This window comes from Sphingobacterium populi (assembly GCF_001586775.1).
GTDB classification, from domain to species: Bacteria; Bacteroidota; Bacteroidia; order Sphingobacteriales; family Sphingobacteriaceae; genus Sphingobacterium; species Sphingobacterium populi.
On the sequence record NZ_LQXS01000001.1, the window covers coordinates 384041 to 399636 of the forward strand.

Sequence of the window (15596 nt, forward strand, 5' to 3'; positions counted from 1 at the left end):
TACCTTTTTTAGCTATTAAGACGAACAACTATGAAGATGCAACCTTTTTTTGCCAGCCTAATCTGGTTATTGATTTTTGGAACGACTACGGCATTCTCACAACACATGAGGAAGAGTGACGAACCGCGAATCGCCCCATTAAGTTGGTGGGTAGGTATGAAAAATCCGAATGTACAATTGATGGTTTTTCATAAAGACCTTGGTACACGTACCCCAAAGATTAATCACAAAGGTGTGGAACTGCTCAAAGTACATCGGGTAGAAAATCCGAACTATTTGTTTCTTGATTTGAAAATCGATGCTAAGACCAAAGCCGGCGAGTTCAAGATTGTTTTTTCTGAGCCAGAAAAGGAAGATATCGTCATGCCTTATACTTTAGCGGCACGCGATGCCAAGCAAAAGAAAGCGCAAGGCGTGACCAACGAAGATTTAATCTACCTCATCATGCCCGATCGCTTTGCCAATGGCGATCCTTCTAATGATGTGATCCAAGGCGCACGCGAAACCAACTTGCACCGCGACTCCTTGTATTATCGTCATGGTGGCGATATCCAAGGGATTATCGATCATCTAGATTACCTACAGGATATGGGCGTGACGGCTGTATGGCTTAATCCTGTGTTGACAAACGATATGGAAAAAGCTTCTTACCACGGCTATGCGGCTACCGAGTTTTACCAAGTCGATCCACGGTTAGGTACCAATGAATTGTATCGCCAATTGGCCGATGAGCTACACAAAAGGGATATGAAACTGATTCAGGATTTGGTACACAATCACGTGGGCGCTGAGCACTGGACAGTAAAAGATAAGCCTTACCAAGATTGGCTCAATAACTGGGACGAATACACCAACACCACCTACAAAGATCAAGTACTATTTGATCCTTACGCCGCGCAGTCCGACAAACGTAAGATGACCGATGGCTGGTTTGTACCTTCTATGCCTGACCTTAATCAGCGCACTGAGTTCATGCAAAATTACATCACCCAGAGCCATATCTGGTGGATCGAGTATGCTGGTGTCGACGGATTTCGTCTAGATACGTATGCCTATAATGATGCCGAGTACATGGCCAAATGGGCACAAGATATTACCGCAGAATATCCGAGTATGACCTATTTTGGGGAAACGTGGGTCAACGGTATGACAAATCAAGCCGTTTTTACCGAAGGAAGCACCATCAATCAGCACTTCGATACGCACTTACAAGCGGTTACCGACTTTCAAACCTTCCACGCGATTAATAAAACGTTTACAGAACCTTTCGGCTGGACAGAGGGGGTAAATGCCTTGTACAGCACCTTAGCCAATGATTATATCTACAAAGATCCGACACGGAATGTCGTCTTCTTAGATAATCACGATGTGAGTCGATTTTTGTCAATTGTCGGCGAAGACATCAACAAATACAAATCGGGTTTGACATGGCTTTTGACCACACGCGGCATTCCACAATTATATTACGGCGCTGAAATAGCGATGAAAAATTTTGCAGATCCAGACGGGAAAGTAAGGGAAGATTTCCCAGGCGGATGGAAAGGAGATCAGCAAAATAAGTTTGTAAGCGAAGGCCGAAATGATACTGAAAATAGCGTATTCGACCATGTGAAAAAGTTGGCTACATACCGCAAAGACAACCAAGTGCTGCAAACAGGAAAGTTGATGCAGTACGTACCTGAAGATGGTATTTACGTTTACTTCCGCTATGATGATCAGAAAACAGTAATGGTGATTATGAATACCAATGAAGGGGAAAAGTCCATTAAAACTCAACGATTTTCGGAACGCATACAGGACTATAAATCTGGTTGGGATGTGGTAGCCCAACGTGAAATGAAAATCAACGATCAAATTACCGTTCCCGGATTTACGGCATTAGCATTAGAGTTACGATAAAGCAAGGAGCATTCTTGAATGACGCTCCTAAATAAAAGCAGATCGACAGATTTTGGTGATCAAATAGTAGCCAATCTGCATATACAACACAAACTACAACAAAGCAACATGACATCAGGAACAACGACCTTATTAAATCGTCCAGCTTACATATTTGATCTGGACGGTGTGTTGGTAGATACTGCCGTATTCCACTACCAAGCGTGGAAGCGCTTGGCCAATGAATTAGGTTTTGATTTTACGGTAGCTCAAAATGAGCAACTCAAAGGAGTAAGTCGGGTAGAATCATTAGAAAAAATACTGCATTGGGGAGGAGTGAGCAAGACCGAAGACGAAAAGTTGGCACTTGCGCAGCAGAAGAACGATTGGTACTTAGAGATGGTCGCCCGGATGACGGCCTCCGATCTGCTTCCGGGAGTATTGGATTTTTTAGAACAAGCAAGCTCGGCAGGCAAGAAAATCTCTTTAGGATCTGCTAGCAAAAATGCACCACTCATTTTGGAAAAGACCGGCATTGCCCGCTTCTTCGATGCGATTGTAGATGGCAACGAAGTGACGTTGTCCAAGCCCAACCCAGAAGTATTTATATGCGCAGCACGAAAATTGGGCTTTCCGCCTGAAGACTGTCTGGTATTTGAAGATGCCGAAGCCGGCGTCGCTGCCGCAATCGCTGGAGGTATGGCCGTGATCGGTATTGGCGACGAAGGCGCATTGCCCGAAGCCGATGTGCTCGTGCCCAATTTAAGCAAACTAGTATATTAAGAGTAGCACCAAGAAGGAGTTAGGGATACAATGTGTCCAGATTAAATTCAAGGTCAAAAGATAGATAACACATAGATGAAGGATTATATAGTAAAAGACCCGTGGCAGATCATAGAAGATCAGTTCAGACCAGAATACAACGAGATATCGGAAAGCATTTTTTCCATCGGAAATGGTCGGATGGGACAGCGGGCTAACTTTGAGGAAGATTATTCGGGCAAGACACTTTCAGGTAGTTACGTCGCCGGCATCTATTACCCTGACAAACCCGCGTCGGTTGGTGGAAAAATGGTTATCCCGAATACTTTGCCAAAGTCATCAATTCCACCAATTGGATTGGATTGCACCTTACGGTGAATGGCGCGCTACTCGATCTGGCAAAAGTCACCGTGACCCAGTTCGAAAGAAGGTTAGATATGCAAGCTGGTGTATTGCATCGTACCGTAGGAATTAAGATGCCAGACGGCACGCAGCTTGCTATTACTTCCCAACGATTGTACAGCGTCGCAGAGTCGCAATCGGCGGCACTCTCATATCAGATTCGCGTCGTACAAGGTGCTGCTCATTTGGTCTTAGAGAGCGGATTGGATGGTGATATCAGCAATCGCGATTCCAACTACGATGAGAAATTTTGGGATGAAATTACCCGTTCGGCAAATGAAGAGCATATTAGCTTGCAGTTGAAGACCAAAAAGACAGGATTTGATGTGCACACCCGAGTCACCCAACAACTTGTGCACGATGGCCGATCTATAGCCGTGAGTCAGGTAATCGACCGTGAGAAATATGTGGCGCAGCAATATGAGTTTACTTTGGAAAGCGGGCAGGAGGCTACCCTGTCAAAATACGCTGTCATCCTGACCAGCGAAAACCATCCTGTAGCCGAAATGTCGGCTAATGCCAAAGCTTTGCTGCAAACCGTAGCTGATATTGGCTTCGAGCAATTACTGGTACAACAAGCAGCAGGCTGGGCAAAAATCTGGAAAGATAGCGACATCCAGATTGAAGGCGATGTAGCCGCGCAGCAGGCCATTCGTTTTAATATATTCCAATTGTACCAAACCTACAATGGAGAAGATGACCGACTGAATATTGGCCCTAAAGGCTTCACTGGAGAGAAATATGGCGGTGTTACTTATTGGGATACTGAAGCTTACTGCATTCCATTCTACATGGCCACCACCAAGCCCGAGATCGCACGTAATCTCCTAATTTATCGACATAAACACTTGCAGAAAGCCATTGAAAATGCTGCTAAGCTAGGTTTTAAAGATGGGGCTGCGCTGTATCCTATGGTGACTATCAATGGCGAAGAATGTCATAATGAATGGGAAATTACATTCGAAGAAATCCACCGTAATGGTGCTATTGCGTTTGCCATTTACAATTATGTACGTTATACCGGCGATACGAGCTATCTGCAGGAATACGGATTGGAAGTACTGTTAGGTATTGCCCGTTTCTGGGCGCAACGCGTCAACTGGAGCGAAGCGAAGCAACAGTATGTGATGTTGGGCGTAACCGGTCCGAATGAATATGAAAATAACGTGAACAACAATTGGTATACGAATCGCATTGCTGCTTGGTGTTTACAGTATACGTCCGAAGTTATCGACCAGTTTGCGTCATCAAACCCAGATCGGGTACAGTATATTCTACAAACCACATCATTTGCGACCGCAGAAAAAGAGAAATGGCAACATATCGTCGCCAATATGTATTATCCAGAAGATGCGGAGCGTGGCGTTTACCTGCAGCAAGATGGGTTTTTGGACAAAGAATTGATTCCGGTGAGTCAGTTGCCAGCCTCCGAGCGCCCATTGAATCAAAAATGGAGTTGGGATCGTATTTTACGTTCCTGCTACATCAAACAGGCAGACGTATTGCAAGGTTTATACTTTTTAGAAGAGCAGTACGATTTGGATACGATCCGTCGCAATTATGATTCTACGAACCGATGACGGTACACGAAAGTTCGCTATCGCCATGTGTCCATGCAATTATTGCAGCCAAGTTAGGCAAGGAAGATAAAGCGTACGAATTCTATTTGCGTACCTCTCGATTGGATTTGGACGATTATAACAACGATACAGAAGATGGATTACATATTACATCCATGGCTGGCACTTGGATGACGATCGTGGAAGGATTTGCAGGTATGCGCGTTCGTGATGGAAAAGTACATTTCCAGCCAATATTGCCTTCGCAGTGGACAAGTTACTGCTTCCGTATTACGTTCCGCGGTGCAGATCTTCAAGTTACTATCAATAGGGCAGGGGTTCAAATCACGAATTCGGGGCAGCATTCTGCTGATGTAGTAATTGCCCATACTGTTCATCGCATTGCATCATCAGGCAAACTAGATCTTGCATACTCATTGGAAAATAGTGCCTAATAGATTAGTAACGATGTGTTTGTTAAAAGTTTCAAATCAAAAGTTCTGTGCACCTCCGGCGAATAAATCGTTTATTTTATTATTTTAATACCAATTCAAACTAAGATCAGTCTAACATCTACTAATTGACAACGAAACTGAACAAGGAATAATCAATATATACCAATTATCATGCATAAATCTATCCTAAAACCATCGCTGAGTCTAGCGAAAATATTTAACATGAGCTTCGGGTTTCTAGGTATTCAAATGGGCTTTGCACTACAGAATGGTAACGCTTCGCGTATTCTGCAAACCTTTGGAGCTGATGTCGAGCATTTGTCACTATTTTGGCTAGCTGCACCTTTAACTGGAATGATTGTACAACCGATCATCGGCCACTACAGTGATCGCACTTGGAATAGGTTAGGTCGGCGCAGACCCTATTTCTTAGCTGGGGCAGTGTTTACCGCTATTGCACTGATATTTATGCCCAACTCGGCCGTATTGTCGGCGATGCTGCCACCATTATTGATTGGCGCAGGTATGTTAATGATTATGGATGCCTCGATTAATGTGACCATGGAGCCTTTCCGCGCCTTAATTGCTGATAATCTTCCTAGAGAGCAGCGGAGTTTAGGTTTTTCGATGCAGACCTTTTTAATTGGGTTAGGGGCGGTGTTGGGTTCATGGCTTCCTTATCTTTTAGCAGAATATATTGGTGTCTCTAAAATTGCCGAAGCAGGTTTTGTTCCCGACAATGTGATCTATTCGTTTTACGTTGGTGCAGCCGTCCTTATCGTAAGTATTTTGTGGACTGTATTTACCACTAAAGAATATACACCTGAACAATTGGAGAGCTTCGAAACGGGGGATACTATCGTGGTGACCCAACCATTGATCAAGCGAGGATTTTTCTCAGGCTTGGCAGACGACATTAAAAATATGCCAGCGGCAATGCGTCAATTAGGTGTGGTACAATTTTGCTCTTGGTTTGCACTCTTTCTTATGTGGGTGTTTTCTACGCCGCGATTGCCGAACATATTTATCGGGTTCCTGCGGGAGATACCGCTTCAGTAGGTTATGCTGATGCGAGTAACTGGGTTGGGGTACTCTTTGGTATTTACAATGCCGTTTCAGCTATTTACGCATTATGTTTGCCACGTATCGCTCGTCTTATTGGTCGTAAATCTACTCATGCTTTGTCATTGACAGTGGGCGGTTTGGCTTTGGGATCAATTTACTTCATGAGTACGCCCGAGATGCTGATTATTGCTATGGTAGGAATCGGGATAGCGTGGGGTAGTATATTGGCGATGCCTTATGCGATATTAAGTGATAGCTTGCCAGCTAGAAAAATGGGTTTGTACATGGGCTTGTTCAACTTCTTTATTACTTTTCCTCAGATTGTCAGTGGATTGACTAGTGGGTTTTTGATAAAATATGCATTCCAGGGACAAGCCATATACGCATTGCTTGGTGCAGGATGTTTGATGATTATCGGAGCGATTAGTGTACGCAAAATTAGTGAATAGCCGATCGATAATAAATATTGTCGTCTATCTTAGGGGGATAAGGTATAGACTAGGTTATCATTAATTGGGTTGAATAGTGGTAAGTCTTTTACAGTAAATAAAAGGCTATTGTATTAAGGTTTTCTTTGCACAATAATTACTTCAACTATCTTTAGTCCCAGTTAGCGATATGGATTATAATGCTAATAAACGATGGTCTTTCACTAACATGAATTAGCCGATCTTTAGTATAAAGCATGGATCCTTCGCATTTATTGCATGTAAATCGACTCGATGAATAGCAGAGTATTTCATCCATAGGTAGTTTAATGTCTTCACCTCTGCAGGTATGGAATGAGAGTAGCTTAGCGTTCATAAAAGGCTTCATTTAAAGTAATTAACGAGGTAATATTCGTTTAAATTTAGACCAAGATGTTGATATATAACACGTTTAATGCCTAATAGTGAGTTTGTTAGCTAATAATTTTTTATTTTGTAGCTATTAATTGACATAATGAATAGCATTTCTTTGTTATACCATTTTTTGGTATGTTTTAAGACCATTTTTTTGAAGCAGAAAACATACTGGATGCTCGAGAAATACTGTGCCATGAGGATGTTTCTGTATTGCTCATCATTGTAAAATTATGGTAGATGCTGATATCGACTTGTGTTGGTCTATACCTGATATGTGCAAAGTTTTACTAATCATTAGCCCATCCCAAAGAATCAAGGTACAAGGAAAAAAAAGTAGCGGATTCCATCCTTCTAAAGGCTAGAGAGATAAAAGATCAAAAGAAATGAAAATATAAAGACCTTCCTCTCGTCGAGAGGAAGGTCTTTATATGCAGAAGAGCTTTGCGCTCTGTTTATTTTCTTTTATTCCACCAGACCAGAAAGCCGGTAATGGGTAGACTAGCACAAATTAAGCTGATAAAAAATGCCAAAAGCTTACCAGGAAGGCCACCGATTGCCCCGATATGGATATCATAATTCATCATCTCAAGGCGATCAGCAAATTTGGCTTCGCTAAATTTACTTCCGTCCATTTCCAAGGGTTCCAGGGTATAGCGGTCGTAGAAAAAAGCGCTTTGATCGTAATACGAATCCGCGTTATGATAAATCAAGATTTCGTAAGAATCGTCTTCGTCCTTCAAATAGGGCGTCATATACATACCTCCCACACGATCTACTTGTGCTAATGTGGCATACCAAGCACTATCGAGAGGTGAGGTTGCCGCAGTCCACTCAAGATCCTTGTTTGCCAAATCAGAATGCGGATGATGATGACCTTCTTTTATATCGCCACCAGAGGCGACAAAATAAACTGCCTTGTCGAACCAAGTAAAGCTATACACCAAACCGGTGATGGCTAAGGCCAGCGCCAGCAGCAAACTGTAGAATCCGAGTACATTGTGCAAATCGTAATTTACCCGTTTAAATCTACCGCTCCATTTGATTTTAAAGCTTTTGTCGCGATTCGATTTATTCCACCGCTTCGGCCACCACATGACCAATCCTGTGATCAGCAATACCACAAATATCAGCGTGGCTACACCTACAATCGGTCGACCGATTTCGTAAGGTAGCCACAGCGCGCGGTGGCCATCGATCACAAATCGAAAAAAGTCGAATGTGCCCTCACCCAAAACCTGCTGTGTACGCAGGTATTCGCCGGTATAAGGGTTTAGAAACACGGCAGAGAATGTCCGTTTACCATTTTCTTTTCCGACAAATCCAATGGCAGCAGCTCCGGTAGCGTCGCTGTAGGTTAGTCCGCTCGCTTTCTTGCCGGGCATATATTTGGCGGCAGTGTCTAGCAGTCTACTTGGCGGTACGAAACCCTGCGCTTCTACCTCGACAAAGCGCCAAGGCTCTAACGCATCTTTGATCTCCCGCTGAAAGGTATAGATACAGCCAGTGATACTCACAATAAATACAATAATACCAGATGCTAGCCCCAACCATAAATGCAGCCAGTCATTGGTTTTTCTAAAAAGTGATGTCCCCTTTTTGGTCTTTTTTTCTCTCATCTCTTCATAAGAATTCCGATGCTTTGGTACAAAGCATCGGAATTCTATTTAACTAGGTGTTTTTTATTTAATTTGTCCTAGACCACCTACAAAGGAGGCATCTACCTGCGCACCTTTGCGTGCGGTAGCGCGATTAAGATCGATTTCGTAAATATTGAGCACGTCGTTTACCGTGGCAGCAGCGTAGGCTTTACCATTTCTGTGAAATGCGGCGAAGCTACGACCACCGTTGCCACTAAAGGTTGGCGAACCGGCCACTGCCGTGATCTTCTCTTCCTTCAAATCTACGATCGCAAACTTCAAGTTATCATCTGCCCATTGGCTTGCCTGAGTACCTGTACTCACCGTAGCAAACAACTTATTGTTGCCAATATAGATCGCGTGCACGATACGACCGCCATTTTCTGCTTTCATGGTTTCGAACAAATAGTCGGTATCAAAAGTGGAAGTTCCAGCAGCAATTTTTAATACCGCTGGTTCTTTGGTACGTTGGTTATAACCATATCCGCTGTGGGAAATAGTATAGATATCGCCAGACTCGGTCGCGAAGATGCCCGAGCGCGTTCCGAATGCGCCAGCTGGACCAGTACGCTCGTCGGTAATTACTTTCTCTAATACAAACTCTGGATAGCTGTATACCGCTACATAAGTCTTGTCGGTCACTCTCGTATTCCAACCTTCTGAATCAAATGGAAGGATGGTCTGGAAAGCTTGATTGCCGCGGATCGCTAGCCCCGTGTGCAACATCCATTCGTTATTGATGGGGAATTTGGTGTTATTTACCGTTACTTTTTTGGTCGACGTGATGGCGTTAGAAGCAACATCGACGCTCACAAATGATAAATCTGTTCCTTCGGATGGTTTTGCAGGTAAAGTGACGGCGATCATGGTTTCTCCTTTTCCGTCAGGATCAATGGTATCCACCGGACGCGCAGATAAGTTTAAACCAGTTTTGACATTCAAGGAATTCGCCTGCACAAAGTAGGTATTGACATCGGTAAGCCCCAAGCCACCTACCGCCTGAAAATAATTCCCAATATTGGCATAATCACGGTATCCATCTTGTTTAATACCGTTGCCTACTACAGAAATGGTTCCATTCATCAAATCATTGGTATATACCACAAAATTAGTGGTTCCTTCAGGTGTGGTACTTCCCAAGCCCAATGTATACACATTGCCATCTAATGGAATAGTGTTTAGATTAGTATCGTCTTTGCTACAAGATGACAGTCCAAGTGCCACAGCAAAGCATAAACTGCTGCGCAATAGTTGAGATAGTTTTATTGTATTCATGGTAGTGTGTTATAATATTAAATGTTTATTGAGTGATAAAATATCTGAGTTTTAAAAAGAAAGAACGACCGGGTTTTTGCAATCGGTAATTGTCAAAGAGTTCGCTATTCAGCAGGTTGCGGCATTCGGCGGCGACGATGTATTTACCATTGCCGAAGGAGATATCTGCGATAAAGTCGTGCGATACCTGTTGAGGAATAATATCGGTATTGTTCAAGCCCAATTGACTGGGTGTAAGGTAATAGCGCTCTACGAAATTGACATTGTAATTGAGATTGAGGACATCACGATCATTGCCAAAGGGCTCGAAGCGCGCACCTACATTGGCATTGCCAAAGAAGTAGGGCATATTGGGAATGCGGTAACCGTAATTGAGATTGGGCGTACGCGTCACGCCGTTTAGGTTTTCGCTCACAATAAATTCGGTACGGTCTATGATGCGTTGGTAGGTGGCATTGACATTGGCAAAAATGCGGTCGTTCCACACGTAGCGAATCTCGGCTTCTCCACCGGTAGTGCGCACATCGCCTACGTTTATAAATTGCCGATCTACCGGCTGGGATTGTTGCTGATCCTGACGAATATAGTCTTTGGCATTTCTAAAAATAAAATTACCCTCAAGATTTAATCGGTGCTGCCCTTCCTTGATTACGGTATACAGCATGCCTACGTTTATATTGTCACTACGTTCGGGTCTCAGGTTTGTATTTCGTCTGGTAAATAAACCGTCGCCGAGCAATTCAGTAGCTTCTGGCAGGCGATAGGTATGCTCGTAAGAAGCTTTTGCTTGCCAATCTTCGCGGATAAAGTAGGAAAACGCTGTTCCATAGCCACCATTGGTCCTGCTTAGCGCAGTGGCTTGATAGTCTGGAGTTGGTGTGGCGGACACGTCCTCAAAGGATTTAGCATTCAGCATAAACAACTTGCCAAACACAGTCGCGTTCAAACCTCCGTAGGTAGTTTGCCAAGCTAAACCCAGGTTTTGCTTACGCAAACCTTGCGGCATCACGAAAGTCGGATTGTTGGGATCTTCTACATCGCTAGACTGACGGCGAAAGTCGGTCAATAGATAGTTGAGGGATAAGGATTGATGCTCACCTAATTTGTACGCCAGGTTGGCCGTGGTCAATAGCTCATTATCCTTATTTTTCAGCTGACTGCGTACTACTTCGGCCGCGCTGGTTGGAATAGTTTCTTGCAACCAGTTGTACCGCAAGCGGGTGGTATCGATAAAGTTGTTTGTAGTGAGGTTATACGCACTATATAAAGTGAAGTCTAAATTATCGACAAAGAGATCGCTTTTTTTATACTTCAGCGTCGGTATCACCGAGCTACTGTTGGCCGTGCGCGCCCCAAATACCTGATCCATAATGACGCCGGTCTGTATATCGCGCTCATTGCCCGATACTACTGCACCAAACAATAAGTGATCGGCATAAGAGCGATTGGTTAGCCCGACATCTACCTGACCGCCAATGGAGTTATAGCTATCATGAAAGCGCTTTACTTCTCGCTCTTCCATAAATTGACCGGACTGTAAATCGATCGGACGTACACGCACACGGTAACTATTATCAGAGTAATTGTAGAAAGCATTGGCTCGCACCGTAAATCCGGTTTTGGCATCAGTATAGGCGCCATTGATACCTGCCTTATGTGTATTAAAGGAGCCAAAACCATACGATACATCGAGGTAGTTGGCATTCTTGCGTGTAACAATATTGACGGCACCGCCCAAGGCGTCTGCACCTAGACTGACCGGCAATACGCCTTTGTAAATCTCGATCCGCTCGGCCATGGTGGTGGGTAAATTATTCAGCGATAGCGAAGAACCGAAATTGTCCATCGGCAAGCCATCGATAAAGAACTTCACCTGTCTTCCGGTAAAGCCATTGAGCGAGAAGTTGAAGGTCGAACCTAAACCACCATCTTCGCGCACACGCACACCTGTGGTACGATTCAAGGCTTGGTTGATATCTATGGAAGAGTTATACAGCTGCTTCGCATCAATCACATTAATATTATAGCTCTGTTCTTTTATTTTCTGGATTGTGGCATTTCCATCTACCCGTACTTCGTCAACATTTTTACGCTTTATGGTATCACTCGGTATGGTGTCTTGTGCAATTGATTGACTTACAGTTAGAAGTAGTGTAACCGTGAGTAGTACATAAGTAGTCGGTAGCCTAAGTATGCGCTTAAGGAAATATGTTTTTACAGGCACTATTTAGAATTAGAATAAATAAAGTGCAATATTACAACGAAATTGTTTGTAAATCAAAAAAAATTAATCCTATCGCCTTGTAAAGGTTTAGGATAGTACATGTCGGGTAAAGCCATTAGATATATTAGCGGTCGGGAGCATGACATGTCCACACCGTTTTTTTATCAATGGAAGCAGAAGGATGGAGGTATGATGTGTAACATCTTAAAAGAATTTGGATTTTTTTGTTCGGGCGTGAATTTGCCTCTCAATGGCGGTTTGTAGTAATATTTGTTATCCTATCCGCCTTTTTTTCCATACAACAGTAAGCGTTTAAAAGCATAGATCGCAGGGGACTTTTGAAATGCGGTTGCAATACGTTTTTTATATTCCACAACAAAGATCTCCTGTTCTGCTACCTGCATTCTTTCCAAATAAGGGATTAATGAAGAACCCGAAATAAAATCAAACAGCCTTTGCGGACTATCGGCTATAATGGGATATACTTTTTGAATGATTTGAATATCTTCCAATCCGCTATCAAACAGGATTTGTGCGTATTCGTCTATATCCAGCAACGGAGATGTTCTTTTCCAACCCTGTAAAAAATCTGCAAAAGGTTTTTCCTGAACTAGTTCAAGAAGCAGCTTGTTGAGCAAATTTTCATTCTGAACCGGCATTTGCACGGCAAACTGACCTCCGGGATTGAGTTTTGAAATCAGTTTAGGAAACAATTCCTGATGATTGTCTGCCCATTGCAAAGCGGCATTGCTGAAAATTAAATCCCATTTTGTACCGTCCTCGGCAAATGTCTCAATAGATATATTACTGAACCGTAAGTTTTCACGAGAGGATTTATCGGATTCAGACAGCATTTCTTCGGACGAATCGATACCTAAAAACGAAGCTTTTTCAAATTTTTCAGACAAGATTGCCGTTTGCTCTCCGGTGCCGCAGCCTATATCAACGACATTTTTCAATCCTTTCGCTGAAATCATATCTGTTAGATCAAAAAAAGGCTGGTATCGTATATTCTTAAACTGATTGTATATTTCTGGATTCCAAGGCATAATTAATTGTATTAAAAAGTTATTCTGATTTAGGATACTACTGAAACTGTTTTCATATTAACTTCGACGCATGTAATAATTTCAACAAGTTAGGATAATTTTTAGTTTGCAATATCTTTAAGGCTCGCAGCTAACAGTGCTTTTTACTCTGCTAATTTATGTTTTTTTAAGCGCTGTAGACACAATCATCAAAATTGTAATGCGATAAGTAAAAATGTACTACGTCAATAGGAGTTGTATATCTTTGACTGTTGATGCTTATACCGGGTGCTTACTTAGACATTTAAAGAAAATGATACTAGATAATCGTGCTAAAGACGGAATTATCTTGAAGGAATATGAAAAGATCGTGGTTAATTGATGGATGTGAAAGCAATGGCTCTTCAGCATCACTCTCAAACTGTGTATGGTAATGTCCGGTATGACGAATACATCAAAATTCGGGACTGATCAATTACTTAAAAAAGCATTCCATTAACCATGAAAGCAATATTTATCTTCTTTTTTGCATTGTGCATAAGTTTCTGTTTGGGTAAAGAACTACCGTATAAAGATGGTAAAGTCTATTATCAATTGGATGTGTACAACTCTTCCCTAGATAAAAAAGAAATATTTGAACGTTGTAATAACTTTGTTTCCTCTATCTTAAATGGGGATAATGTAGTTGTGCAACATGAAGACCGGCAATCAGGTGAGATGGTGGTAAAAGCAATGTCAGCCTTTACAAAATTTGCCAAAAGGATTTCACTGGAGTATCGGCAGGTCGACTCGACCAACGTTTACCATACATTTAGCATCCTATGATAATAAAGCAACTATTGTGATTAAGGAGATTATTCTAGCAAAACTTGATGTTACAGATGAGGTGCTAAGGCCAATTGAATATGACATATCTTTAGAGAAGAGGAGGATTCAGTCGATGAAGGGTAAAGCGAGAGAAAAACGTGAGCAAGAGTCGCGAAAAATGTGGAGATGATCAATGATCATTTTTATTCTTTGCTGGTATTATTCAAACGAGAGATAGAAAGATAGCCTTCAGATGTCTTATTAAAAAACAAAACCCCTTGTAAATTTCTGTTTACAAAGGGTTTATAAGCGGAGAGGGAGGGATTCGAACCCTCGATACGGTCATCCCGTATACAGACTTTCCAGGTCTGCTCATTCGACCACTCTGACACCTATCCGTGTTTCGTGTGCAAATATAGTATTTATCTCTAGTATCGGCAAACACAAATTCTGACCTCCAAAACATGTATATCTTTTATTAACTTTATAGAAAAGCACACAATATGAAGCGAATTCTGTCCATCGACGGCGGAGGTATAAGAGGAATAATTCCGGGCATGGTTTTACTAGCTATGGAACAACGTCTTCAAGACAAGACAAAAAATAGCGATGCACATCTTTCCGAGTATTTTGATTTTTTTACAGGCACAAGTACAGGTGGCATTCTGATCGCGATTATGCTTTGTCCTCATCCCGATGATGCAAGCAAGCCACGTTTTTATGCTAAAGAAGCTTTAGATATATACCTAAAATATGGCCCATCCATTTTTTCGACAACGCGCTGGCGACGGTTTTTGAGTAAATTTGGTCTTCTGAGCGAACTTTATGACGCAACGATATTAGAATCAATCCTAGATCAGTATTTTGGAGATGTTAAATTGAGTGAGCTACTCAAGCCTGCGATCATGACTGCATACAACATCGAGCTGCGTAAGAATCATATTTTCAGACAACAAAAGGCTATTTCGCATGGCGATACCCGCGATTTTTATATTAAAGATGTGTGTCGTGCTACAGCGGCAGCACCCACATACTTCTCAGTAGCCGAGATATTTTCGATCGCTGGTACACGTTTTCCTTTGCTCGATGGGGGAGTTTTTGCGCACAATCCAGCACTGAGCGGACTATTAGAGATGCTAAAAACGTACGATACATTTAAGATTGATGACGTTCATATTCTATCGCTTGGTACAGGAGTAGCCAAAAACGTTTATAATTATGACGATTTTAAAAAGAAATGGGCTATCTCTATTGGCCCAGCACTAGTGGATATCATGACTAGCAGTTCTTCTGAAAGTACCGATTACTTCTTGAAGCAATTATTTCGCTCCGTTCACAAAGCATCACAATATACGCGCATAGAACCTAACAATGTTTCGTCCATTTCTCCAGCAATGGATGACGCAAGTCCTAGTAATATCCAGAAATTAATATCCCTAGCTGATAATGTTATCAGTGATTATGATGAAGTAATTAACACTATTTTGGATGACCTCATCGTGGATAAAGAACAGTTAAAAGACAATTCGGTCTGGAATTTTCTTCGCAGAAAGTAAAGCCTTCAAGTCGCCGATTTACTATTTCGACCAGGGTAAGTGTGTAAAAATCACACAAAGTACCTATATTAGCAATCGTGATACTTGAAATAGTAATTCCGTA

At 42.3% G+C, this 15596-nt stretch carries 12 protein-coding genes, 1 tRNA gene and 1 pseudogene; 9 read left to right on the top strand and 5 right to left on the bottom strand.

Going from position 1 to position 15596, the window contains the following annotated elements; genetic code table 11:
• Window positions 1–30 precede the first annotated feature (30 nt).
• The 7 genes and pseudogenes from A0125_RS01465 (at window position 31) to A0125_RS16000 (ending at window position 6570) form a co-directional block, all read left to right on the top strand.
• On the top strand, window positions 31–1899 hold the full coding sequence (locus A0125_RS01465) for a glycoside hydrolase family 13 protein (RefSeq protein WP_066751114.1): 1869 nt from the start codon (window positions 31–33) through the stop codon (window positions 1897–1899).
• 108 nt (window positions 1900–2007) lie between these two features.
• Window positions 2008–2661 carry a beta-phosphoglucomutase gene (gene pgmB / locus A0125_RS01470; RefSeq protein ID WP_066752651.1) on the top strand — a complete coding sequence of 218 codons (654 nt, stop codon included), beginning with the start codon at window positions 2008–2010 and terminating at the stop codon, window positions 2659–2661.
• 75 nt (window positions 2662–2736) lie between these two features.
• On the top strand, window positions 2737–3018 hold the full coding sequence (locus tag A0125_RS16295; protein WP_262507260.1) for a hypothetical protein: 282 nt from the start codon (window positions 2737–2739) through the stop codon (window positions 3016–3018).
• Window positions 2979–4735 (top strand): annotated as a pseudogene (locus A0125_RS01475) (family 65 glycosyl hydrolase domain-containing protein); the annotation flags it as partial. The gene A0125_RS16295 and the pseudogene A0125_RS01475, both read left to right, overlap by 40 nt.
• An 84-nt stretch (window positions 4736–4819) precedes the next feature.
• Window positions 4820–5056, top strand: coding sequence for a glycosyl hydrolase family 65 protein (locus A0125_RS16480; protein ID WP_231863119.1), 237 nt, complete (start codon window positions 4820–4822; stop codon window positions 5054–5056).
• Window positions 5057–5278: 222 nt separating this feature from the next.
• Window positions 5279–6115 carry an MFS transporter gene (locus A0125_RS15995; RefSeq protein WP_231863075.1) on the top strand — a complete coding sequence of 279 codons (837 nt, stop codon included), beginning with the start codon at window positions 5279–5281 and terminating at the stop codon, window positions 6113–6115.
• Window positions 6046–6570 carry an MFS transporter gene (locus A0125_RS16000; RefSeq protein WP_231863076.1) on the top strand — a complete coding sequence of 175 codons (525 nt, stop codon included), beginning with the start codon at window positions 6046–6048 and terminating at the stop codon, window positions 6568–6570. The genes A0125_RS15995 and A0125_RS16000 overlap by 70 nt, the downstream gene beginning before the upstream one ends.
• Before the next feature lie 848 nt (window positions 6571–7418).
• Here A0125_RS16000 and A0125_RS01485 read toward each other — a convergent pair.
• From A0125_RS01485 to A0125_RS01500, 4 genes are all read right to left on the bottom strand, one after another.
• Window positions 7419–8582 carry a PepSY-associated TM helix domain-containing protein gene (locus A0125_RS01485; protein WP_066751117.1) on the bottom strand — a complete coding sequence of 388 codons (1164 nt, stop codon included), beginning with the start codon at window positions 8580–8582 and terminating at the stop codon, window positions 7419–7421.
• Between the two features lie 63 nt (window positions 8583–8645).
• Window positions 8646–9878 carry a DUF4374 domain-containing protein gene (locus A0125_RS01490; RefSeq protein ID WP_082784843.1) on the bottom strand — a complete coding sequence of 411 codons (1233 nt, stop codon included), beginning with the start codon at window positions 9876–9878 and terminating at the stop codon, window positions 8646–8648.
• Window positions 9879–9903: 25 nt separating this feature from the next.
• Complete coding sequence (locus A0125_RS01495) at window positions 9904–12102, bottom strand: TonB-dependent receptor plug domain-containing protein (RefSeq protein WP_066751123.1); 2199 nt, start codon at window positions 12100–12102, stop codon at window positions 9904–9906.
• Between the two features lie 278 nt (window positions 12103–12380).
• The gene (locus A0125_RS01500) at window positions 12381–13151 is read right to left on the bottom strand and encodes a methyltransferase domain-containing protein (RefSeq protein WP_066751125.1); all 771 of its coding nucleotides are present in this window, start codon (window positions 13149–13151) and stop codon (window positions 12381–12383) included.
• Between the two features lie 480 nt (window positions 13152–13631).
• On the opposite strand from A0125_RS01500, the gene A0125_RS01505 reads away from it, so the two are divergent.
• Window positions 13632–13955, top strand: a complete 324-nt coding sequence (locus A0125_RS01505) for a DUF4468 domain-containing protein (protein ID WP_066751127.1) — start codon at window positions 13632–13634, stop codon at window positions 13953–13955.
• Window positions 13956–14247: 292 nt separating this feature from the next.
• Here the strand turns inward: A0125_RS01505 and A0125_RS01510 are convergent.
• A tRNA-Ser gene (locus A0125_RS01510) sits at window positions 14248–14335 on the bottom strand.
• Window positions 14336–14440: 105 nt separating this feature from the next.
• Between A0125_RS01510 and A0125_RS01515 the strand changes: the two genes are divergently transcribed.
• Window positions 14441–15493, top strand: coding sequence for a patatin-like phospholipase family protein (locus tag A0125_RS01515; protein WP_066751129.1), 1053 nt, complete (start codon window positions 14441–14443; stop codon window positions 15491–15493).
• The last annotated feature ends 103 nt before the right edge of the window (window positions 15494–15596 follow it).